24 protein-coding genes and 1 tRNA gene are annotated in these 19991 nt (G+C 70.9%); 11 read left to right on the top strand and 14 right to left on the bottom strand.

Annotated features, from left to right (window positions below; all coding sequences use genetic code 11):
* Window positions 1–84: 84 nt before the first annotated feature.
* Window positions 85–1071 (bottom strand): siderophore-interacting protein, encoded by a 987-nt coding sequence (locus KU893_RS04580; protein WP_246591762.1) that lies wholly within the window; start codon window positions 1069–1071, stop codon window positions 85–87.
* Between the two features lie 102 nt (window positions 1072–1173).
* Window positions 1174–1749 carry a dCTP deaminase gene (gene dcd, locus KU893_RS04575; RefSeq protein WP_218233120.1) on the bottom strand — a complete coding sequence of 192 codons (576 nt, stop codon included), beginning with the start codon at window positions 1747–1749 and terminating at the stop codon, window positions 1174–1176.
* Window positions 1750–1825: 76 nt separating this feature from the next.
* On the opposite strand from dcd, the gene KU893_RS04570 reads away from it, so the two are divergent.
* Together KU893_RS04570 and KU893_RS04565 are read left to right on the top strand one after the other, a co-directional pair.
* Window positions 1826–2599: an SGNH/GDSL hydrolase family protein gene (locus KU893_RS04570; RefSeq protein ID WP_218233119.1), complete on the top strand. Its 774-nt coding sequence runs from the start codon at window positions 1826–1828 to the stop codon at window positions 2597–2599.
* 30 nt (window positions 2600–2629) lie between these two features.
* Window positions 2630–2705 (top strand) — tRNA-Gly (locus KU893_RS04565).
* A gap of 51 nt (window positions 2706–2756) precedes the next feature.
* On the opposite strand, the gene KU893_RS04560 is transcribed toward KU893_RS04565, so the two are convergent.
* Window positions 2757–2984 carry a DUF5652 family protein gene (locus tag KU893_RS04560; protein ID WP_218233118.1) on the bottom strand — a complete coding sequence of 76 codons (228 nt, stop codon included), beginning with the start codon at window positions 2982–2984 and terminating at the stop codon, window positions 2757–2759.
* Between the two features lie 379 nt (window positions 2985–3363).
* Between KU893_RS04560 and KU893_RS04555 the strand changes: the two genes are divergently transcribed.
* From KU893_RS04555 to KU893_RS04545, 3 genes are all read left to right on the top strand, one after another.
* Window positions 3364–4092, top strand: coding sequence for a phospholipase D-like domain-containing protein (locus KU893_RS04555; RefSeq protein ID WP_218233117.1), 729 nt, complete (start codon window positions 3364–3366; stop codon window positions 4090–4092).
* Between the two features lies 1 nt (window position 4093).
* On the top strand, window positions 4094–4678 hold the full coding sequence (locus KU893_RS04550; RefSeq protein ID WP_218233116.1) for a phospholipase D-like domain-containing protein: 585 nt from the start codon (window positions 4094–4096) through the stop codon (window positions 4676–4678).
* 75 nt (window positions 4679–4753) lie between these two features.
* Complete coding sequence (locus tag KU893_RS04545) at window positions 4754–5386, top strand: DUF2461 domain-containing protein (RefSeq protein ID WP_218233115.1); 633 nt, start codon at window positions 4754–4756, stop codon at window positions 5384–5386.
* A gap of 12 nt (window positions 5387–5398) precedes the next feature.
* Here the strand turns inward: KU893_RS04545 and KU893_RS04540 are convergent, their stop codons facing one another.
* Both KU893_RS04540 and KU893_RS04535 read right to left on the bottom strand, forming a co-directional pair.
* The gene (locus tag KU893_RS04540; RefSeq protein WP_218233114.1) at window positions 5399–5890 is read right to left on the bottom strand and encodes an FBP domain-containing protein; all 492 of its coding nucleotides are present in this window, start codon (window positions 5888–5890) and stop codon (window positions 5399–5401) included.
* 49 nt (window positions 5891–5939) lie between these two features.
* On the bottom strand, window positions 5940–6392 hold the full coding sequence (locus KU893_RS04535; RefSeq protein WP_218233113.1) for a nuclear transport factor 2 family protein: 453 nt from the start codon (window positions 6390–6392) through the stop codon (window positions 5940–5942).
* A gap of 192 nt (window positions 6393–6584) precedes the next feature.
* Here KU893_RS04535 and KU893_RS04530 point away from each other — a divergent pair, with 192 nt between their 5' ends.
* Window positions 6585–7253: a hypothetical protein gene (locus KU893_RS04530; protein WP_218233112.1), complete on the top strand. Its 669-nt coding sequence runs from the start codon at window positions 6585–6587 to the stop codon at window positions 7251–7253.
* Between the two features lie 104 nt (window positions 7254–7357).
* On the opposite strand, the gene KU893_RS04525 is transcribed toward KU893_RS04530, so the two are convergent.
* Window positions 7358–7816: an RrF2 family transcriptional regulator gene (locus KU893_RS04525; protein WP_218233111.1), complete on the bottom strand. Its 459-nt coding sequence runs from the start codon at window positions 7814–7816 to the stop codon at window positions 7358–7360.
* 265 nt (window positions 7817–8081) lie between these two features.
* Between KU893_RS04525 and KU893_RS04520 the strand changes: the two genes are divergently transcribed.
* The 5 genes from KU893_RS04520 (at window position 8082) to KU893_RS04500 (ending at window position 13252) form a co-directional block, all read left to right on the top strand.
* On the top strand, window positions 8082–9947 hold the full coding sequence (locus KU893_RS04520; protein WP_218233110.1) for an acyl-CoA dehydrogenase: 1866 nt from the start codon (window positions 8082–8084) through the stop codon (window positions 9945–9947).
* A 94-nt stretch (window positions 9948–10041) separates the two neighbouring features.
* Window positions 10042–11142 (top strand): family 43 glycosylhydrolase, encoded by a 1101-nt coding sequence (locus KU893_RS04515; RefSeq protein WP_218233109.1) that lies wholly within the window; start codon window positions 10042–10044, stop codon window positions 11140–11142.
* Window positions 11143–11167: 25 nt separating this feature from the next.
* Window positions 11168–11983: a maleylpyruvate isomerase family mycothiol-dependent enzyme gene (locus KU893_RS04510; RefSeq protein ID WP_218233108.1), complete on the top strand. Its 816-nt coding sequence runs from the start codon at window positions 11168–11170 to the stop codon at window positions 11981–11983.
* A 61-nt stretch (window positions 11984–12044) separates the two neighbouring features.
* Window positions 12045–12971, top strand: a complete 927-nt coding sequence (locus tag KU893_RS04505; RefSeq protein ID WP_218233107.1) for an oxidoreductase — start codon at window positions 12045–12047, stop codon at window positions 12969–12971.
* A complete protein-coding gene (locus KU893_RS04500; RefSeq protein WP_257440861.1) occupies window positions 12968–13252 on the top strand; it encodes a DivIVA domain-containing protein in 285 nt (94 codons plus the stop codon). Before KU893_RS04505 ends, KU893_RS04500 begins: the two co-directional genes overlap by 4 nt.
* Before the next feature lie 17 nt (window positions 13253–13269).
* Here the strand turns inward: KU893_RS04500 and KU893_RS04495 are convergent, their stop codons facing one another.
* The 8 genes from KU893_RS04495 to KU893_RS04460 form a co-directional block, all read right to left on the bottom strand.
* Window positions 13270–13425, bottom strand: a complete 156-nt coding sequence (locus KU893_RS04495; RefSeq protein WP_218233106.1) for a hypothetical protein — start codon at window positions 13423–13425, stop codon at window positions 13270–13272.
* Between the two features lie 116 nt (window positions 13426–13541).
* A complete protein-coding gene (locus tag KU893_RS04490) occupies window positions 13542–13868 on the bottom strand; it encodes a DUF1294 domain-containing protein (RefSeq protein WP_218233105.1) in 327 nt (108 codons plus the stop codon).
* Window positions 13869–13880: 12 nt separating this feature from the next.
* Window positions 13881–14021, bottom strand: a complete 141-nt coding sequence (locus KU893_RS04485) for a hypothetical protein (protein WP_218233104.1) — start codon at window positions 14019–14021, stop codon at window positions 13881–13883.
* A gap of 140 nt (window positions 14022–14161) precedes the next feature.
* On the bottom strand, window positions 14162–14959 hold the full coding sequence (locus tag KU893_RS04480; protein ID WP_218233103.1) for a crotonase/enoyl-CoA hydratase family protein: 798 nt from the start codon (window positions 14957–14959) through the stop codon (window positions 14162–14164).
* A gap of 44 nt (window positions 14960–15003) precedes the next feature.
* Window positions 15004–15993 carry a hypothetical protein gene (locus tag KU893_RS04475; RefSeq protein WP_218233102.1) on the bottom strand — a complete coding sequence of 330 codons (990 nt, stop codon included), beginning with the start codon at window positions 15991–15993 and terminating at the stop codon, window positions 15004–15006.
* A 5-nt stretch (window positions 15994–15998) separates the two neighbouring features.
* Complete coding sequence (locus tag KU893_RS04470) at window positions 15999–17399, bottom strand: hypothetical protein (protein ID WP_218233101.1); 1401 nt, start codon at window positions 17397–17399, stop codon at window positions 15999–16001.
* 89 nt (window positions 17400–17488) lie between these two features.
* The gene (locus KU893_RS04465; protein ID WP_218233100.1) at window positions 17489–18730 is read right to left on the bottom strand and encodes a fatty acid desaturase family protein; all 1242 of its coding nucleotides are present in this window, start codon (window positions 18728–18730) and stop codon (window positions 17489–17491) included.
* A 64-nt stretch (window positions 18731–18794) separates the two neighbouring features.
* Window positions 18795–19949, bottom strand: coding sequence for a ferredoxin reductase (locus KU893_RS04460; protein WP_218233099.1), 1155 nt, complete (start codon window positions 19947–19949; stop codon window positions 18795–18797).
* Between the last annotated feature and the right edge of the window lie 42 nt (window positions 19950–19991).

Genomic DNA, 19991 nt, shown 5'->3' with positions numbered 1-19991 from the left:
TCCCTCCGCTGGGGGGGGCGTTTTTGGGGCCCCCCACCCCCCCCCCCCCTCCCCCCCCCACGATCGGGGGGACGAGCCGCCGCCTCAGCTCCGCATCGACACGCCCTCGCGCCAGTAGCCCATGAAGGCGACCTGGCGACGGTCGAGCCCGAGGTCGTTGACCAGCTTGCGCCGCAGACCGGTCACCACCTTTGACTCACCCGCGATCCACGCGTACAGCCCGGCGTAGGGCGCGTCCCCGGTCGGGACCGCGGTCGCCGCGGCCACCTCCTCGCCGGAGGAGGAGTGCACCGGCGTCTCCCACAGGTCGGGGTCGATCTCGTCGTCGGTCACGACCACCGACTCGGTGGGCGCGGTGCCGGTCAGGTGGTCGAGGACCGCCGCGTGCAGCCGCTCGCCGCGCGGGCTGCCGTTGCGCGGCAGCCACGTGACCCGGACGCCGGCCGGGGAGACGATCTCCTGCACGTCGGCGTCGACCGGCACCTCGACGTACGCCGCCCCGGTCGCGTCGTCCGGCAGGTCGCGCAGCACGCCCCGGATCGCCGGGACGGCGGTCTCGTCGCCGACGAGCAACAGCCGGGTCGCCGTACCGGGGGACCACTCGATGCCCCCGAACTCGTGGCCCTTGCGCGGCGCCAGGGTCACCAGCCGCTGCCCGGGCGCGGCCTGGAGTGCCCAGCGGTTGCCGGCGCCGTCGAGCGGGTTGTCGCTGTGCTCGTCACCCTCGTGCACGACGATGTCGACGACCAGTCGGGTGTCGACGCCCTCGCCGAGCCGGTCGCGGATCGTGTAGGTCCGCAGCGAGCCCCGCTGGTCCTCCGGGATCTTCATCCAGGTGGTCCACCACGACGCGTCGGCGTCGGCGAAGGACGGCAGCTCGCCCGCCGTGTTGGGGAAGATCAGCTTGATCCGCTGGTCGTACGCCGGCCCGTCCGGACCGAGCTCGGCCAGCGCGTCGCCGCCGAGCTCGACCCGCACGAAGGACGGCGAGACCCGCTCGGCGCGCACGACCTCGAGCTCGGTGAGGAGCATCGGCAGCGTGGCGACGTACTCGTTCTGGTCGACGGTCATGCAGGTCAGGCTAACCTAACCTGCATGGATCCCCGGATGTCCGGGGATTCATGCGCTTGTCAGGGGTTGCAACGCCTGACCAGCGCATGAAGTGCGTCCGTGTCAGATCTGCGTGCGGTGGAAGTTCTGGAACGAGCGCGACGGCGTCGGGCCGCGCTGGCCCTGGTAGCGCGAGCCGTACTTCTCCGAGCCGTACGGGTGCTCGCTCGGCGAGGAGAGCCGGAAGAAGCAGAACTGGCCGATCTTCATGCCGGGGTAGAGCTTGATCGGCAGCGTCGCCACGTTGGCGAGCTCGAGCGTGACGTGGCCGGAGAACCCGGGGTCCACGAAGCCGGCGGTCGCGTGGGTGAGCAGCCCGAGCCGGCCCAGGGACGACTTGCCCTCGACGCGTGCGGCGATGTCGTCGGGCAGGGTGACGACCTCGTACGTCGAGCCGAGCACGAACTCGCCCGGGTGCAGGATGAACGGCTCCTCGCCCTCCGGCTCCACCACCCGGGTGAGGTCGGACTGGTCGGCGGCCGGGTCGATCGACGGGTACTTGTGGTTGTCGAAGACCCGGAAGAACCGGTCCAGGCGCACGTCGATGGACGACGGCTGCAGCATGGCGGGCTCGTAGGGTTCGAGGGCGATCCGTCCGGCGTCGATCTCGGCGGTGATGTCGCGGTCGCTGAGCAGCACGCCCCGCACCCTACCGGCCCCGCCTGTCGACCCACCTGCCGGCGAGTGGCGGCGGTCACGGGCGCAGAATGCTCAGATGACCTTCCGCACGTACGTCGCTCTGGGCGACTCGTTCACCGAAGGGGTCGGTGACCCCGACCCGGCGCGTCCCAACGGTCTGCGGGGATGGGCCGACCGCACTGCGGAGGCGCTGGCCGCGGCGGCCGCCGCCGAGGGCGCCGAGTTCGGCTACGCCAACCTCGCGATCCGGGGCCGCAAGCTTCCCGCGATCATCGAGGAGCAGGTCGACGCCGCGATCGCGCTCGGCCCCGACCTGGTCAGCATCCACGGCGGCGGCAACGACGTGCTGCGGCCCAAGGTCGACCTCGACGCCCTCGCGGCGTCGTACGACGAGGCGATCGGCCGGCTCACCGCCAGCGGTGCCCACGTCATGATGTTCACCATCGCCGACACCGGCGACAGCGCCGTGATGAAGCTGATCCGCGGCCGGACCGCGATCTTCAACGAGTGGGCCCGCGAGATCGCCGAGAAGCACGGCGCGACCTTGGTCGACATGTGGCGGATGCGGGGGTGGAAGGTCGCGGAGGTGATGGACGAGGACCGCCTCCACCTCAACGACGTCGGTCACCAGGCGGTCGCCATCGCCGCCCTCGACGCCCTCGGCGTCGCCCACGACCTGCAGCCGATCCCGCCGGTCCCGGCGCCCCTCCTGAGCGCCCGCGAGCGGCGCGCCGCCAATCTCGCCTGGGCCCGCACCCACCTCGCGCCGTGGGTCCAGCGCCGGGTCACCGGCCGCTCGTCGGGCGACGGGGTGGAGCCGAAGCGCAGCACCTTCCAACCCATCGGGTAGCATCCTCTTCGCCCCGGTTCGCCGGGGTCTGCGGACGTAGCTCAGTTGGTAGAGCGTCAGCTTCCCAAGCTGAATGTCGCGAGTTCGAACCTCGTCGTCCGCTCCACTCTCACTGGCGCGAGCGTGTCGCCGCGCGGGAATGGGCGCCCGTCCGGCGTCAGCTCGGGCGTCGGCCGCGGAGGAGGTACACCACCGGCAGGACGCCGGCGGAGTTCACGAAGGTCAGCGCGAGCGCCCACGTCCGTCTCGAGCCGTTGACCTCGCTCTCGTCGCGGCCCCTGAGGTCGGCGAGTGCCGCCGCCTTGAGTGCGCCGTCGACGGCACTGCCGACCAGGATGATCCTGCGGGTACGCGGGCTGAGGTCCTTCCAGCGCTTCTTGGCCATGTCGTTCCTCCTTCGGGGGGCGTTGGGGTCCATGGTGCACGTGGAGCCACCGCCGGTCGGCCTCGCCCCTTGCCTCGCCCCTCGCCTCGGCGCCGCAGGAGCCTGTCGCGTGGCCCGCGGGGCCCGGGCCGTCGAGCCTCGTAAGGAACGCGGCACTCGATCCGTCTCGCTCTGGTGTGGGGCACGGAGCCCGACGTGAATGGTGGCGCGGAGCCTGCGCCGGGGCCACTCGAGCTGATCGCCACTCGAGGGGGCCGAGCGCGGGCCTCGCTGGATGTCTGTTCGTCCGACTGCGTTTCGCGCGGGGACGGGGCAGCGGAACGGGAGTTCGGAAGTGTGCGTTGACGGCGGACAGGTGAGGGCTGGGCAGCGCTTCGCGGTGGCCACCGCGATGGCCATGGTCGTGGTGGCTGCAGTGTTGTCGGTGATCCCGGCCGGGTCGGCTCGTGCGAGTTCGGCTGCGGACGCCGACGGGCGCCGAGTCGCGGCGAGGGCGGTTGCCGACCCCGGATACGTGGTGGCGCCAGGAATCGTCTTCAACCATCCCTTCCGCAAGAAGAACCGGGCGAGGATCCAGCGCAAGATCATCAACACCGTCCGGAACGTGCCGGCGGGGGAGACGATCCGGCTCGCGACCTGGAACTTCGACTCACCGAGGCTGGAGAAGGTGTTCGTCAACGCGCACCGGCGAGGGGTGTCGGTGCAGATCGTCATGTCGCGCGGCCTGGCCCGGACCCAAGGGGCAGGTGGCTCCTACCGGATCCTGCGGTCCGCTCTGGCAGCAGGGAACGCGGACCGGCCCTCGTCGATGCGCAGCTGGATTCGCACCTGCCGGTCCACGTGCCGAGGCGGGGGCGGCGCCATGCACTTCAAGTTCATGCTGGTCAGCCGTTCGGGAGCCACGAGCTGGGTGGTCTCCCAAGGGTCGGGGAACTTCACCGGCGCCGCTGCTGTTCAGCAGTTCAACGACTGGACGACGGTGACCGAGAACAAGGCGCTCTGGGACGGCTGGACGGCCATCTGGAACGAGGCTGTCAAGGACCGGGACTTCCCCGCAGCCCGCTTCTCGACCGGCGGCGTCACGTCCGTCTTCGCCGCACAAGGGTGAGGTGGATCCAGCGCTGGCCGTCCTCAACAAGGTGCAGTGCACGGGCGCGACGAACACGTCGAGCGGACGTACGAAGATCCGCATCGCGAATGCTGTCTGGGGCGAGGAGCGCGGCGCGCGGATCGCGCGAAAGGTGCGCGAGCTCGACCGCGCGGGTTGTGACGTCGAAGTCGTCTTCATGATGATGCAGAGCAAGATTCGCGCCATTCTCCGGGGAATGCGGGCGAAGCAGATGGTCTACATCGTCGGAGCCACCGCCAACAGGTTCAAGGATCGCTACGTCCACATGAAGGGCCTGGCTGTCCAGGGCAATGTGAATGGCCGCCCGGACGGAAGCGTGGTGCTGTCGAGCAGCGAGAACTGGACCCGTCTCGGATGGCACTCCGACGAGCAGGACATCATCTTCTGGGACGACGCCGCCATGGCGTCGAAGTACGCGAGGTGGGTCGACCTGATCTACCGTCAGGCGCCGCGTAGCCTCAACAACTACGTCAACTCGGCGGATCCGGCGCGTCCCGTGCCCGGTGGCGAGTACCTCCGCCCCAAGGACTACCCGTTCAAGGATCTTGAAGCGGAGCTGGGGTAGCACGACGACACGGCGGCCAGCCCTGCGGCAGACGGTCGCGGCGGATCCCTGCATCGCGGCGCGTACCCTCACCGCGTGAGCTTCGCTGGTTTCCCCGTGGCCGCCCTCGACTTCTACGACGACCTCGAGGTCGACAACACCAAGTCCTTCTGGGAGGCCCACAAGGACGTCTACACCGAGCACGTGAAGGCGCCGATGGTCGCGCTGACCGACGCGCTCGGCCAGGAGTTCGGGGCGGCCAAGGTGTTCCGGCCCTACCGCGACGTCCGGTTCGCGAAGGACAAGACGCCGTACAAGACCCACCAGGGCGCGTTCGTCGGCGTCGGCCCCGCCACGGGCTGGTACGTCGAGGTCGCGGCGCCCGGCGTCCGCGTCGGCGGAGGGATCTACGAGGCGTCCGGGGTGTACCTGGCCCGGCTGCGCGAGGCGATGGCCGAGGAGAAGACCGGCAAGGTGCTGCAGCGGATCCTGCGCGACCTCGAGCGCGGTGGCTTCGAGGTGGCGGGGGAGCGGCTCAAGACCGTGCCCCGCGGCTACGACAAGGAGCACCCGCGCATCGAGCTGCTCAAGATGAAGACCGTGCTCGGCATGCGCTCCTACGGCTTCGAGCCGTTCGTGCACACCGCTGAGCTGCTCGACCGCGTGCGCGAGGACTGGCGCCGGCTGCGCCCGCTCGTCACCTGGGTCGCCGACGCGATCGCCGAGTGAGGTCCGGCCCGGTCAGCCGCGCACGCGCCGCAGGAAGGCGGCCAGGTTGTCGGTCAGCCGCGTGACCTGCTGCTCGAGGGTCAGCGACTCCGGCATCCGGCCCTGGTCGCTGACCAGCTTCCCGCGGACGTAGAGCGAGCACTGCAGGTCGGCACACATGTAGGTGCCGACGGAGTCGCCGTTCTGTCCGGCCTTGCCGGACCGCGGCGCCACCATCAGCACCACCCCGCCCGAGCCGTGGGGCGTCAGGCACAGCGTGCACAGGTTCTTGCGCGGTACGCCGGCGCTGCCGTCGGTCGCCCGGAGCACGATGCCCTGTGGCGCCCCGTCGACCTCCGCCACGACGTACCCCCGGACCCGCGACTGCGGGTCGCGCCAGCCGAGGAAGTCGAGGTGCTCCCACGGCTGGTCGGACAGGCCGCGCGGGACCGGCAGTCGCTTCGCCTCGCCCTTCGAGCAGTTCACGAAGGAGGCGCGGATCTGTTGCTCGGTCAGGGGGCTCACGTCGATCCAGACTACGAACCCCCGCCACCCATTTTCCGCTGGCGCAGGGTCAGGCGGAGGTGAAGCTCGCCATCGTGCGCTCCGGCTCCCAGAACGCCTTCATCGACGTGACGCGGCCGTCGTCGTCGACGACGTACACCATGATCAGGTCGGTCGTGGTGTGTGACCCGTCGGCGAAGGAGGTCTTGATCCGCCCGATGTTGGCGCAGGTGTTGCTGCCCGGGTTGGCGAACGAGTCGTTGATCTGGAACTCGAAGGTCGCGATCGGCGCGATCGCCTTCTCCCAGAACGCCGAGATGCCGGCGTGCCCGTGGTGGCCGGTGCCCTCGGGGTCGAACATCGAGGGGCCGACGGGGTCCTCGAGCACCGCGTCCTCGGCGTACACCGTGAGCCACTCGGCCAGGTCGCCCTTCGCGACCGCGGAGTAGGACCGCTGGGACGCGGCGCGGGCCGGGTGCGGGTCGTTGGGGGCGTTCCAGACGATCGCGTCGGAGGTGATCATGCGGTCATGGTAGGACGGATCTAGAACGTGTTCTATGGTTCGAGACGGTTCGCTCGTCCCTCGCGAACCTCCTCAACAACCGGTGGTGACGGTTCGCTCGTCCCTCGCGGCCTCCCCAACGACCGCCGGTATGCCCGCTTCTCGTCGTCGTCCGTTCACAAAGCGCTCATCGGAGGCTGTCACGGTGCCCGCATGGCGAAGAAGCAGAAGGCCTGGATCCACGTGGGCGTGCCGGGTGCCGGCGACGTCGTCGAGTCGGCCCTCGTCCACCACCGCGCGGCGCTCGTCGAGCTCGGCGTCGCCTCGCTCGCGCACTCGACCGCGGAGAGCTTCCGCGCGGCCGTCGAGATCACCCGCTCCCACAAGGACTGGGGCCTCAAGCGTGCGGACGTCGAGGGGCAGTGGACGCGACTGGTCCGCCGGGCCCACAAGACCAAGAGCGACATCGTCTTCAGCCAGTCGCTCCTCGCGGCGGCCACGGCGGACCAGGTCGCGCTCCTCGTCGACGCCCTCGCCGGCTACCAGGTCCACGTCGTCCTGACCACCGGCCTCGACGACGTGGCGCCCGCGATCGCCCAGTGGCAGGCCGCCTGCCGCAAGCCCGAGCGCCTGCACGTCATCGAGACCGACGGCCTCGGGCCCGCCCAGGTCTGGAAGGCATGCGGGAAGGTCGTCGGCTTCGGTACGGCGTCCCTCGGTCTCGACGACCTTCCCGGCGCCTCTGCGACCCTGCAGACCCTCCCCGAGGCGCTGCGTGAGGTCGAGCGGCTCGCCCGCCGCAACGCCTCGCTCGAGATCCGGCTCGAGGAGCTGGACCGCAAGCGGCGCAAGCTCAAGCGGCGCCTGGACAGCGCGGCCTGAGCTCCCCCTGTTCGTTCGATCGAACGATTCGGGGGAGATTGCGGCGCAGAAGTCCGCCTATCCGTTCGATCGAACGAAAAGGGGGACCAGGCGGTGGATGCCGATCAGTGCGGCGCCCAGGCGTCGTCGTCCGCGGTGCGGCTGGTGACGGCCTCGGGGAGCTGGCCGTCGGCGAGCTGTTGGATCGAGACGTCCTCGAACACCTCGCGCAGGGCGCGGCGGGCGGCGATCCAGACGTGCTGGAGCACCTCGGCGGCCTCGTTGTAGTTGACCGCCTCGGGGCGCAGTCCGTAGACGGAGACGAGCGGGCCGTCGACGGCGCGGATGACGTCGGCGACGGAGACGGTGGTGGCCTCGCGGGCCATCCGCCAGCCGCCGGACTGGCCGCGCTGGGACATCACGATGCCCGCGCGGCGCAGGTCGGCGAGGATCGCCTGGAGGAAGCCGTGGGGGATGTCCTGGAGGCGTCCGAGCTCCTCGGCGCTCACGGCCCGACCGTCGGACCTGCTCGCCATGGCGATCAGGGCCCGCAGTGCGTAGTCGGACTTGGCGGAGACGCGCATGGGGCCAGTCTGTCAGATTGCTCGATCGATTCAGTCGACCTAGGCGTGGTTCGCGGCCACCGGGTACCTCGCCGCCGGGTACGCCGCCACCGGGGCCGGGCGGGACCCGGGCAGGGGACCGCGGCGGTGTGAGCCATCCCGCCACCCCCGTGCTTGCCCGCTGCTAGCACCCCCCGTATCATGAAGTTACTGGTGAGTAGCCGTGCTCATGACGGACACGGCAAAGCCACTCCATGAATCCCTGGACCTGGAAACGGTGGGAACTGTGAGCCACTACAAGAGCAACCTGCGCGACATCGAGTTCAACCTCTTCGAGCTCTTCAACGTGCAGGACTACCTCGGCACCGGCCTCTACGAGGAGATGGACGCCGACACCGCGCGCGAGATCCTCTCCGAGGTCGAGCGCATCGCACGCGAGGACCTGGCGGCGTCGTTCGTCGACTCCGACCGGAACCCGCCGGTGTTCGACCCCAAGACGAACACCGCGCCCATCCCCGCGTCGTTCAAGAAGTCGTACGACACCTGGATGGAGTCGGGCTTCTGGGGCCTCGGCCTGCCCGAGGAGATCGGCGGCACCACCGCGCCGCCGTCGCTGGTGTGGACCACCGGCGAGATGGTTCTCGGCGCCCAGGCCCCGATCTGGATGTACGCCACCGGCCCGTCCATGGGCTCGGTCGTCTTCAAGAACGCCAACGGCGTCGCCCGCGACATCCGCATCGCCGAGATCATGGTCGAGCGCCTCTGGGGCGCCACCATGGTGCTCACCGAGCCCGACGCGGGTTCCGACGTCGGCGCCGGCAAGACCTTCGCCACGCCCAACGAGGACGGCTCCTGGAACATCTCCGGCGTCAAGCGCTTCATCACCAGCGCCGAGTCGGACCTGCAGGAGAACATCATGCACCTGGTCCTCGCCCGCCCGAAGGGCGTCGAGGGCGTGGGCGGTCCGGGCACCAAGGGCCTGAGCCTGTTCCTCGTGCCGAAGTACCACTTCGACCACCAGAGCGGCGAGCTGACCGGCGAGCGCAACGGCGTCTACGTCACCAACGTCGAGCACAAGATGGGCATCAAGGTGTCCAACACCTGCGAGGTCACCTTCGGCGACCCGCAGGTCGGTGGCGGCGAGCCCGCGAAGGGCTGGCTGCTCGGCGAGGTCCACGACGGCATCCGCCAGATGTTCGACGTCATCGAGAACGCCCGGATGATGGTCGGCACCAAGGCCATCGCGACCCTGTCGAGCGGCTACCTCAACGCGCTGGAGTTCGCCAAGGAGCGCGTGCAGGGCGCCGACCTCACCCAGTCCGCCGACAAGGCCGCGCCGCGGGTGACCATCACCCACCACCCCGACGTGCGCCGCTCGCTGATGACCCAGAAGTCGTTCGCCGAGGCGATGCGCTCGCTGGTCGTGTTCACCGCCACCTGGCAGGACAAGGTCCAGCTCGCCAAGGCCGCCGGTGAGCGCAACGAGCTCGCCGAGGCCGTCAACGACCTGCTGCTCCCCATCGTCAAGGGCTACGGCTCGGAGCGCTCGTGGGTCCTGCTCGGCACCGAGTCGCTGCAGACCTTCGGTGGGTCGGGCTTCCTGCAGGAGTACCCGATCGAGCAGTACGTCCGCGACGCCAAGATCGACACCCTCTACGAGGGCACCACGGCGATCCAGGGCCAGGACTTCTTCTTCCGCAAGATCGTCAAGGACCAGGGCAAGGCGCTGGGCCACATCGCCGGCGAGATCAAGTCGTTCATCGAGTCGGAGGCCGGCAACGGTCGCCTCAAGAACGAGCGTGAGCTCCTCGCGACCGCGCTCGCCGACGCCGAGGCCATGGTCAGCCTGATGATCAACGACCTCATGTCCGCCCAGGGCGAGATCAAGAACATCTACAAGGTCGGCCTCAACACCACGCGCCTGCTGATGGCGCTCGGTGACGTGGTCTGCGCCTGGCTGCTGCTCCGCGGCGCCGAGGTCGCGCTCGCCAAGCTCGACGGCGGCGCCGGCAACGACCAGGCCTACTACGAGGGCAAGGTCGCCGCCGCCCAGTGGTTCGCCCAGCTCAACCTGCCGCGCCTCTCGGCCGAGCTCAAGATCGCCCAGGCCACCGGCCTGGACCTGATGGAGCTCGACGAGGCCGCGTTCTGACCTCTGGCTGACGCAGTCTGTACGACGGCCGCTCCGGGCAACCGGGGCGGCCGTCGTCGTACGCCGGGGGCGCGTCGTCGCCTATGGTCTGCGGGTGCCCCGGTCTGCTCCCCGTCTCGCCTGCTGCCTCGCCGTCCTCGCCGCGCTGGTCCTGACGCTGTGCGGTACGCCGGCGCGTGCCGACGACGACCCGGCGAAGCGGTATCCCGAGCCGTTCTTCAACGGCAACGTCGGCGACCCGAGCGTCGCGATGGTCGGCAAGCGGATGGTCGTGGTGGCGACCGGGCCGCAGGTCAACCGGGCCTACAAGGACCCCGGTCGCCCGTGGCGCTACCAGCAGCCGGTGCTCACGCACCGGCCGCGGTGGGCGATCGCCGACGGCGGGATCTGGGCCGCCGACCTCGCCAAGGTCGGGCGCCGGTGGGTGCTCTACTACGCCGTGCCGGTCGCCGGGCTCGGCGACTTCGGGCGCTGCATCGGCGTCGCGGTGGCGAAGAGGCCCCTCGACGCGTTCCGGCCGGTCGGGCGCCGACCGCTGGTGTGCCCCTCACGGGCCCTGGTGCCGCCCGCACGGGACCCCGTCGTGACGCCGGACCTGCCGAGCCGCGGCATCATCGACCCGTCGCTGTACCGCGAGGGCAAGCAGAACTACCTGCTCTACAAGACCGACGGTCGCCCCTCGTCGATCCGGCTGCTGCCGCTGAGCAGGGACGGCCGGAAGGTCCGCCCCGGGCAGGACCCGGCCAACCCGAGCGTGGAGCTGGTGCGCTCGGAGGGCGTCATCGAGAACCCGGTGCTGACCCGCCACGACGGCCAGTACTACCTGTTCGCCTCCGAGGGCGACTTCGCGCGCTGCTCCTACGCGCAGACCTGGCGCCAGTCCGCCTCACTGACCGACTGGTCCCTCGCCGTGTCCACCGTGCTGCTCGACAGCACCGTCACCCAGGGGCTCTGCGGACCCGCCGGCGGCGACATCCTCCAGCACCGCGGCCGCACGACCCTCTACTTCCACGGCTGGGTGCGGCTGCACTCGTCCAAGCCGAAGGGCGCCGACTACTGGGCGTGGAACGGCGGAGAGAAGTACGGGCGTCGGGCGATGTACGCCGCCCGGCTGAGCTTCCCGGGCGGCGTACCGACGGTGAAGAAGTACCTCACCCGCACGGGCGTGCCTGCGCGCGTTCCCGCGCCGTACTGAGGCCCCGATCGGTAGGGTCGGGTGCATGAGCGACCGCGAGCTGCTGGCCGGCTACGTCGAGAACTGGTGGAGCGCGGTGGGTGACTTCGTCGCCCTGCTCGAGGAGCTCGACCCCGACGACTGGAGCACGCCGACCGACCTCGCCGGCTGGGACGTGAAGGCCGTCGCCTCCCACACCGCCCACCTGGAGTCGATCCTCGCCGGCGGCCCCGAGGAGAGCGCCGACATCGGTGAGCCGGCGCACGTCACCGGTCCGATGGGGCAGTTCACCGAGATCGGCGTGGTCACCCGGCGCGATTGCGACCCCGCCGCGATCATCGAGGAGATCCGGACCACGACCGCGAGCCGCCGTGCGGCGCTGGACGCCGCGCCGCCCGAGGACGCGGCCGCACCGGCCGACGGGATCTTCGGCCTGATCGGCTGGAACACCCGCACCCTGCTGCGCAACCGGCCGCTCGACGTGTGGATGCACGAGCAGGACATCCGCCGGGCCGTGGGTCGCCCCGGCGGCCTCGACAGCCGCGGCGCGCAGCACACCGCCGACTACCTCGTCGAGGCGTTCGGGTTCATCGTCGGCAAGCGGGTCTCCCCGCCCGCGGGTACGACGGCCATCCTCGCCGTCGAGGGCAGCGCGCCGATCGCCGTACGGGTGGGCGAGGACGGGCGCGCGCAGCGGCTCGCCGACGTACCGGACGCGGCGACGGTGAGGGTCGCCATGGACCGGGAGAGCTTCATCGTGCTCGCCGGCGGGCGTCGTACCGCCGCCCCGGGGGCGATCACCATCTCGGGCGACCAGGAGCTGGGCGAGCGGATCGTCGCCAGCCTCGCCACCACGCCGTAGGTTCCGAGGCTCCCTGCGAGGCTCGCGAGCTCGCGCCTCGACCACCGAGTTGGAGGGAAACATGTCTGACTGGAACGTCGCCGACCTGCCCGACCAGACCGGCCGCACGATCGTCGTCACCGGCCCGACGCTCGGCGGGCTCGGGCACCACACGGGCCTGGAGCTGGCGCGCCACGGCGCCCGGGTGATCCTGGCCGGACGCAACCCGGCGAAGGTCGAGGAGACCGTCGCCGCGATCCGGGCGCAGGTGCCCGACGCGCAGCTCGAGGCCCTCCACCTCGACCTGGCGAGCCTCGGCTCGGTCCGCACCGCCGCGGCCGCCGTGGCGCAGGTCGGCGCGATCGACGTCCTGGTCAACAACGCCGGCGTGATGGGCACGAAGTACGCCCGCACCGCCGACGGCCTCGAGCTGCAGATGGCCACCAACCACTTCGGGCCCTTCCTGCTGACCGGCCTGCTGCTGCCGCAGCTCGTGCAGAGCGCGCAGGGCCGTGTGGTGACGGTGTCCTCGCTCTTCCACAACTTCGCCGGCAAGGCGCCGCTCGGTCCGCCGCGCGAGCAGACCGGCCGCTACAGCACGTGGCGCGTCTACGGGCAGACCAAGCTCGCGAACCTGTACTTCACCGCCGAGCTCGACCGGCGGCTCCGCGCGGCCGGCCTCCCGGTGCGGGCCCTGGCCGCTCACCCGGGCTTCGCCGGCACCCACCTGGCCGCCAACGGTCAGTACGGCCGCTCCTCGGGTGGCATCGCCTCGATCCTCGACGCCGGTGTGAAGGCGGTGTCCCAGACCGCCGAGGCCGGTGCCTGGCCGACGCTCATGGCCGCCACCGCCGACCTGCCCGGCGACACCTTCGTCGGCCCCGGCGGCTTCCGCCAGCTCTCCGGCAGGCCCCGCACGGTCGGCCGCAGCCGACTCGCCCGCAACGAGGACAACGCCCGGCGGCTGTGGGAGATCAGCGAGCAGACCGTGGACCTGAGGTACCCGTGAGCGACGACGGGAGCAACCGCTACTACCCGAACCGGGCGCAAGGCGGCGTGGCGGCCACGATCCGCGATGCCCGGTTCACGCCGGTCCGGTTCGTGCCCGGCTACGACATGGGCGAGGTCGACCAGCTGCTCGACCGGCTGGTCGAGGCACTCGACGCCGGCCGACCGGTCCGGTCGACCATCGCCCGCGCGGTCTTCACCGCCACCCGCTTCCGCGAGGGCTACCGCCGGGCCGATGTCGACGCGTTGCTCGCCGAGGTGGCCCGCGTCGCGCGCGCCTGAGGTCGCGTCCTCGCGGCTCAGGCGGCCAGGGGCAGCGAGCCCGGCATCACGGTCGGCGCGCAGTCGCAGCTTTCGCTGCAGGCGAGGAAGGTGTGCACGGCGTGCCCGCACGCGGGGCAGGGCAGGTCGTGGCTGAGGTGCTGGTGCGGGCTGTCCGGGATGGTGTTCCACATGGCCGTGTCTCCTTCGTGGTCTCGCCTGCTTCTACGAGGACGACGAAGCAGGTCGCCCTGATACGACATCGTGGGCGCAGGAACCTTGCAGGAAGTCCGGCGGTCCCGTTGAGCGGTCAACCGGCGAGGCCGGCGAGGCCGCCGAGGTCGAGCGGTGCGGCGAGCAGCACGGCGGCGGCCCCGGCCACGTTGGTGCCGACGGTCAGCCACAGCACCGTGACGAACGGCTGCTTGCGGGTCTTGTGGCGGAACAGGCGGCGCCCGGCGAGGGCGCCCGGCCAGCCGCCGAGCAGCGCGACGAGGTGGAGGGTCGACTCGCGGGTGCGCCACGCGCCGCGCTGGGCGGCACGCTTGTCGGCGCCGTACAGGACGAGGGCGACGACGCTCAGGACGGCGTACGCCGCGGCGAGCCCGAGCAGGACGTCCGCGCGTTCGATGACCACGGGCGAAGCGTGTCAGGCGGCGGCGAAGGCCGCGGACCCGGGCATCACCGTGGGCGCGCAGTCACAGGTGTCGCTGCAGGCCAGGAAGGTGTGCGCCGCGTGCCCGCAGACCAGACAGGGCAGGTCGTGGCTGAGGTGCTCGGAGCGGTCCATGGCTGCCCTCCTCTCGGCTCGGTCCGACTGGTCGGTACCCGGACAGGATGACCCGAGAGGGGGTCGGGACTCATCGGCTGTTCGGGCCTGAACCGGGAGGCCCGGAAGGACCAGGAGGGGAGCCGACCGGCCGAGGGGAGTCAGCGGCCGCGCGGACCGTAGACGGCCTCGGCCTTCGTGAACGCGGCCTCCCGGGCGGCCTTCGTGTTGCGCGCGGCGAGCAGGTAGGCCTGCTCGATCCGCTCCCGGGCGAAGGTACGGCGGGGCGAGGACGTCCAGGTGTCGTTGAACAGCCGCTTGGCCGCGGCGATCGCGTCAGGGGACTTCTGAGCGAGCTCGTCGGCCAGGCGCAGGGCGCCGGCCAGCGGGTCGTTGTCCAGACGCGTGACCAGCCCGAGATCGTGGGCGCGGGAGCCGTCGAAGACCTCGGCGGTCATCGTGAGGAGCTTGGCCTGGTCGATGCCGACGAGCTCCTTGAGGGCCTGGATGCCCGACATGTCGGGGATCAGGCCCCACTTGCCCTCGAGCACCGACCAGCGCGAGTCGGGGGTGGCGATCCGGAAGTCGGCAGCGAGCGCGATCTGCAGGCCGCCGCCCAGGCAGTGGCCGTGGACCGCGGCGATCACGGGGACGGGGATCCGGCGGAAGGCCCACGGGGCCTCCTGGAAGGTGTTGGTGCCGCGCAGCGGGCGCGGGACGAACGCCTTGGCGACGCCCGCCGGGTTGCGGAGCACGGAGGCGAAGTCGAGGCCCGCGCAGAACGCGTCGCCCTCGCCGCTGACCACGACGGCGCGCAGCGTCTTGTCGCGGCGCAGGGTGTGCGCGGTGGAGACGAGGTCGTCGAGGATGTCGAGCGTCAGCGCGTTGAGCTTGTCGGGACGGTCCAGCCGGACGTGGGCGATGCCGTCGGTGATCGTGCAGCTGACGTGGGTGCTCATGGCCCCGATGCTACCCGTAGGTAACATCGGCGGACCAGGTCGCCCTACCGACGTTCGAGCTCCAGCGGTACGGCGACGCCCGGCTCGCCCGTGGCCGGGTCGACGACCATCCGGCCGGTGCCGTCGAACCGCACCGTCCGCTCCCCGGCGGCCGACGCGTAGCGGAAGGCTCCGTCGCGCAGCGTGATCGTCGTACCCTCGACGGTGACCGTCGGCTCGGTCGTGAACCCGTGCCACCACCCCTCGGGCAGCGGGTCGTCGTCCACCAGTGTGGTCGCGGGGCAGTACGCCGTCCCGCGGGTGCAGGGCTCGAAGGCGGCCAGCACCTGCTCGGTGATCGCGGCGGTGCCGTCGGCGGTGGGCGCGAGGTCGAACGTGGGCAGCGGCGTCGAGCCGGTGGCGACGACGAGGTCGGTCGCGGGGGAGGTGAGGTAGGGCCCCACGCTCGCCCGCACCGGGTAGACGCCCGGGTGGACGAGCTGGGCGTCCGGCTCGTACGTCGTCCGTCCGGGCTCGGTCACCGCGACGTCGCCGACCTCGACGTCGAGCTGCGCCGTCCCCCAGCTCGCCGCGTTCCAGTCGACCTCGCCGGACAGCGGCGTCACCACGAGCCAGCCGCCGTCCGTGCCGGTGCGCGGCAGGCCGAGCGTGATCGCGGAGCGGTGCCGCTCCCCGGCCAGGCGGTAGCGGACCTCCACCCGCTCGAACCGGTCGAACACCACGTCGCTCGACGTCTCGGCGGTGGAGATCTCCCGCGACTCCCCGAGCGACACGTCGCTGATCCGCTCCCGCGCCTGCGCGAGCAGGGTGTCGGCGCGGTCGAGGGCCTCCGGGTCCCCGACGGCCACCAGCTCGGTCAGGTCGTCCGGGTCCCGGCCGTCGTCGGAGAGGATCCGCAGGTAGCGCTGCGCCGCGCTGCGGGCCCCGGCCTCGTCGTCGTCGCCCGACACCACGGCGAACGCTGCGACGCCCCCGGCCAGGAGGGCGGCGACCGCCGCGATGCCGACGAGGGATGCCCGTCGGGACCTCGCCACCGGGCTCATGCCTCGGGGTCGCGGTGCTCGGACCAGAACAGTCCGAAGCTGTCGCCCGTGCCGATGTCCTTCGACGCGGCCGCGTGCTTCTCGAGCGCGTCCTTCCCGCTGGTGTCCGCCTGGCCGATGTCGCTCATCGCGAGGTCCAGGGTGGTCGCGGAGGCCTTGGTCTCCTCGCCGAGGTCCTCCAGCAGGTCACGGGTGATGAGCCAGATGTTGTCCCACTCCTCCATCGGACCGTTGCTGTCGATCCCGATCCCCGGCCCGCGGTCGAAGTCGCTGAAGATGCTGCCGACGTAGGAGTCGGAGACGTTGCGGCTCGCCTTGAACAGGTGCCGCGCGACGGCGGGCAGGTACGTCGAGCACATGTCGCGCACCTCCTGGTCGCGGTAGAAGATGTTGTCGTTGCTGAGGTCGCTGTCGTCGTCGACGTCGAGCAGCGCCGGCCGGGACAGGTCGAAGCTGGACTTGTTGTTGAGCACGACGTTCAGGTTGTGGTTCAGGTTGGTCTGGATGGCCCGCTCCTCCTTCACGATGTCCTCGTTCAGCTGGGTGAAGTATCCCGGCATCGCGTCGCGGACGGACTCGTAGCTCACGCTGGGCTTCTCGGTCTCGGTCGTGACCGCCTCGTAGGCGTCCGAGGCCACGGTGATGCCGAGGCCCGCGACCGCGACCGGGATCACGGCCCCGCCGGTGGCGAAGATGGCGGCGCCGGCGGCGGCGTACCCGAGGACCTTGAAGGCCAGGCTCCAGCTCAGGCCGCTGTCGTAGGTGACGGCGTCGTAGGCCTTGGTGGTGTTGACGACGATGTCGGCGACCGCCTGGCGTGCCTCGGTCCAGATCCCCTTCTGCGCCTCGAGGTGGCCGCCCAGGCACAGGCACAGGGCGTACTGGCCGCCGACCGCGGTGCTCAGCTGCGACAGGAAGTTCAGCTTGAAGGCGGCCGCGGTGTGGCCCGCCCACTCCTTGGCGGCGGTCATCGCGAGCTCGATCGCGCCGACGATCTCGCCTCCGCCGGTCGGGCCGCCGTCCTGGTCGATGGCCGAGATGGCGATCTCGGAGGTCGCCAGCCGCATCGGCTCGATCCACTTCTGGATGACGGCGGGATCGGGCAGGGTCCGCCACGGGCTGAGGTGCTCGTCGACGGCGCTGCGGATCTCGTTGAAGGCGTCGATGTAGTCGTGGATGTGGTCCTGGTCGACGTTCGACAGGCTGTACTTGCCGCCGCCCTCGCCGTTGCTGTCGGTGCCGGTCACCTCCTCCTGGTAGCCGGTCGTGCCGGCGACGCGCAGGCGGAACCACCCGTAGCTGGCGTGACCGATCCAGCCCTCGGACTTCATCCACGCACTGATGCGGGCGATCTTGAGGGCGACGATGAGGGAGTCGAGGTCGTCGTAGGAGGACATCCGAGTCGGTCCTTCGAAGAGGCGTCAGGGCGTCCCGGACGGTGCCCCGCGGGACACCGTCCGAAACGCCCTGGGTGCTCGGGCGCCCGTCAGGCGGCCTTGACCATCTCCTTCTTCGCCGCCGCGCTCTCCAGGAGGCGCTGCAGCACGCGGCGCTTGCGCTTGTCGGCCGTGGTCATGGCGTAGAGCAGCTTGAGCTGCGAGGGCAGGTTCTTCGCGTTGGTCGTCGCGAGCCAGCCGTTCGGGAAGGACAGCCGGACCACCCGGTGCCAGGCGCTGTAGACCTGCTGGGGGAGCGGGGCGGAGTGGTAGTTGAGGCCGTACTTGTCGAAGACGGCGCGCACCTTCGGCGCGACCTCGGCGTACCGGCTGCTCGGCAGGTCGGGGAAGAGGTGGTGCTCGATCTGGTGCGACAGGTTGCCGGTCATGGTGTGCATCAGCTTGGAGCCGGAGATGTTGGCGGAGCCGAGCATCTGGCGCAGGTACCACTCGCCCCGGGTCTCCTTCTCCGGGATCGACTTCAGCTCGAAGGTCTCGACGCCCTCGGGGAAGTGGCCGCACATGATGACCGAGTGCGACCAGATGTTGCGCACCACGTTGGCGGTGAAGTTCGCGGCGAGGGCCGGGAGGAAGGAGCCGGTCGGCAGGGCGAGCGCCGGGTTGACGACGTAGTCCTTGGTCGCCTGCTTGCGGATCTTCTTCAGCGTCTTGGCGAGGTCCGCCTTGAACTTCTCGCTGCGCTTCTCCTTCGGCAGGCGCAGGTTGCGGCCGAGCTCGAGGTCGTAGGCCGCGATGCCGTACTCGAAGAAGCAGGCGTTGATGAAGTTCCACAGCGGCTGTGCGAGGTAGAGCGGGTACCAGCGCTGCTCCTCGTCGACGCGCATGATGCCGTAGCCGAGGTCGTTGTCCTTGCCGACGATGTTGGTGTAGGTGTGGTGCACCTCGTTGTGGGAGTGCTTCCAGCCGTCGGACGTCGAGGCGTTGTCCCACTCCCACGTGGTCGAGTGGATCTTGGGATCGCGCATCCAGTCCCACTGGCCGTGCATGACGTTGTGGCCGATCTCCATGTTGTCGAGGATCTTCGCGACCGAGAGGCCGACCGTGCCGGCGATCCACGCCGGCGGGAAGATGCTCACGAGCAGGGCGGCGCGGGAGGCGAGCTCCAGCTTGCGCTGGATGTCGACCATCTTGCGGATGTAGGCCGCGTCGGTCTCGCCACGTGCGTCGAGGACCTCCTGGCGGATGGCGTCGAGCTCGGCGCCGAGCGCCTCGATCTGCTCGGCGGACAGGTGGGCCGTGGGGTTCTCGGCCTTGTTGGTGATCGTCGTCATGGGATCCCTTCCGGTGGTTGAGGTGCGAGGAGCGCCAGCGACGAGCCTCGAAACCCCGCGGTGGTCAGTGGTCGAGGGTGCAGTCGCCGGCGGCGGCGCTGATGCAGGTCTGGATCTTCACGCCGTCGGGGTGGGTCTCCCCGGGGACGGCGACGGTGAGCTCGCCGGTGCGCAGGTCGCGCACCGCGCCGGACCTCATGGGCAGCACGCAGCCCATGCAGATGCCCATTCGGCAGCCGCTCGGCATGAGGACGCCGGCCGACTCGGCCGCGTCGAGGATCGGCACCGAGCCGTCGGTCTCCACGGTGGTGGCGGCCGCGCCGGCGAAGGTGAGCGTGCCGCCCTCGGCGTCGACGTCGACGACCGTCGGACGGAACCGCTCGGTGTGCAGGGTCAGCCGGCGCTCGTCGTAGAACGCCTCGAGGGCGTCGAGGAGACCGGCCGGACCGCAGGCGTACGCCGTGCGCTCGGCCAGGTCGGGGACCTCGGCCTCGAGGTCGGCGGTGGTCAGCAGGCCGTCGGTGTCGGTGTGCCGCTCGATCAGCCGCAGCCGGCCGGCCGCGGCGTGGGCGCGCAGCTCGGCGCCGAAGATGACCTCGTCGCGCTTCATCGCGGAGTGCACGAGGACGATGTCGTACGCCGCGCGGGCAGCCTCCTGGGCGGCCTCGTCGCGCGAGTAGAGGTTGCGCAGCATGCCGATCACCGGAGTGATGCCGGAGCCTGCGGTGACGAGCAGCAGCTTCTGCCGGCGGCCCGCGACCGGCGGGGCGAGGACGAAGTCGCCCTCGGCCTGCGCGAGCTGGATCATCTGGCCGGCGCGGGCCTGGCGGACGAGGTGCTGCGACACGGCGCCGCCGGGGATCGCCTTGACGGTGATCGAGATGCGGCCGTCACGGCGCGGGCCGTGGGTCAGCGAGTAGGTGCGCCACAGGCGCACGCCGTCGACGTCGACGCCGACGCGGACGTACTGTCCGGGGATGTGGCCCGCCCAGTCCCGGCCGGGCTTGATCACGAGGGTCGCGGCGTCGGCCGTCTCCTTGTGCACCGAGACGATCCGGCCCTGGAGGCCGGTGGCGGCGCCGGTGCGCAGCGGCGCGAAGTGGTCGAGGAGGTCGTCGACGCTGAGCGGGGTCACCGCGGCGTCGAGCAGCGAGCGGAAGCCTGTGCGGAGGCGTCCGGTGCGGGCGGACGCGTCGGGGGCGGCGGTCGTCGTACTCACACCTCTAGAGTCCCAGCCGCTGGCGCTAAACTCATGACCGGA

The organism is Nocardioides daeguensis, from assembly GCF_019192965.1.
Classification (GTDB): Bacteria; Actinomycetota; Actinomycetes; order Propionibacteriales; family Nocardioidaceae; genus Nocardioides; species Nocardioides daeguensis.
The sequence above is the reverse complement of the archived record's forward strand: the minus strand, read 5'-3'. Positions and strand labels throughout refer to the sequence as shown.

Coding starts and splice junctions, on each gene's coding strand:
- KU893_RS04580 (WP_246591762.1), bottom strand. CDS start 1,071: ATGACCGTCGACCAGAACGAGTACGTCGCCACGCTGCCGATGCTCCTC.
- KU893_RS04570 (WP_218233119.1), top strand. CDS start 1,826: ATGACCTTCCGCACGTACGTCGCTCTGGGCGACTCGTTCACCGAAGGG.
- KU893_RS04560 (WP_218233118.1), bottom strand. CDS start 2,984: ATGGCCAAGAAGCGCTGGAAGGACCTCAGCCCGCGTACCCGCAGGATC.
- KU893_RS04535 (WP_218233113.1), bottom strand. CDS start 6,392: ATGATCACCTCCGACGCGATCGTCTGGAACGCCCCCAACGACCCGCAC.
- KU893_RS04530 (WP_218233112.1), top strand. CDS start 6,585: ATGGCGAAGAAGCAGAAGGCCTGGATCCACGTGGGCGTGCCGGGTGCC.
- KU893_RS04525 (WP_218233111.1), bottom strand. CDS start 7,816: ATGCGCGTCTCCGCCAAGTCCGACTACGCACTGCGGGCCCTGATCGCC.
- KU893_RS04510 (WP_218233108.1), top strand. CDS start 11,168: ATGAGCGACCGCGAGCTGCTGGCCGGCTACGTCGAGAACTGGTGGAGC.
- KU893_RS04505 (WP_218233107.1), top strand. CDS start 12,045: ATGTCTGACTGGAACGTCGCCGACCTGCCCGACCAGACCGGCCGCACG.
- KU893_RS04495 (WP_218233106.1), bottom strand. CDS start 13,425: ATGTGGAACACCATCCCGGACAGCCCGCACCAGCACCTCAGCCACGAC.
- KU893_RS04485 (WP_218233104.1), bottom strand. CDS start 14,021: ATGGACCGCTCCGAGCACCTCAGCCACGACCTGCCCTGTCTGGTCTGC.
- KU893_RS04480 (WP_218233103.1), bottom strand. CDS start 14,959: ATGAGCACCCACGTCAGCTGCACGATCACCGACGGCATCGCCCACGTC.
- KU893_RS04470 (WP_218233101.1), bottom strand. CDS start 17,399: ATGTCCTCCTACGACGACCTCGACTCCCTCATCGTCGCCCTCAAGATC.
- KU893_RS04465 (WP_218233100.1), bottom strand. CDS start 18,730: ATGACGACGATCACCAACAAGGCCGAGAACCCCACGGCCCACCTGTCC.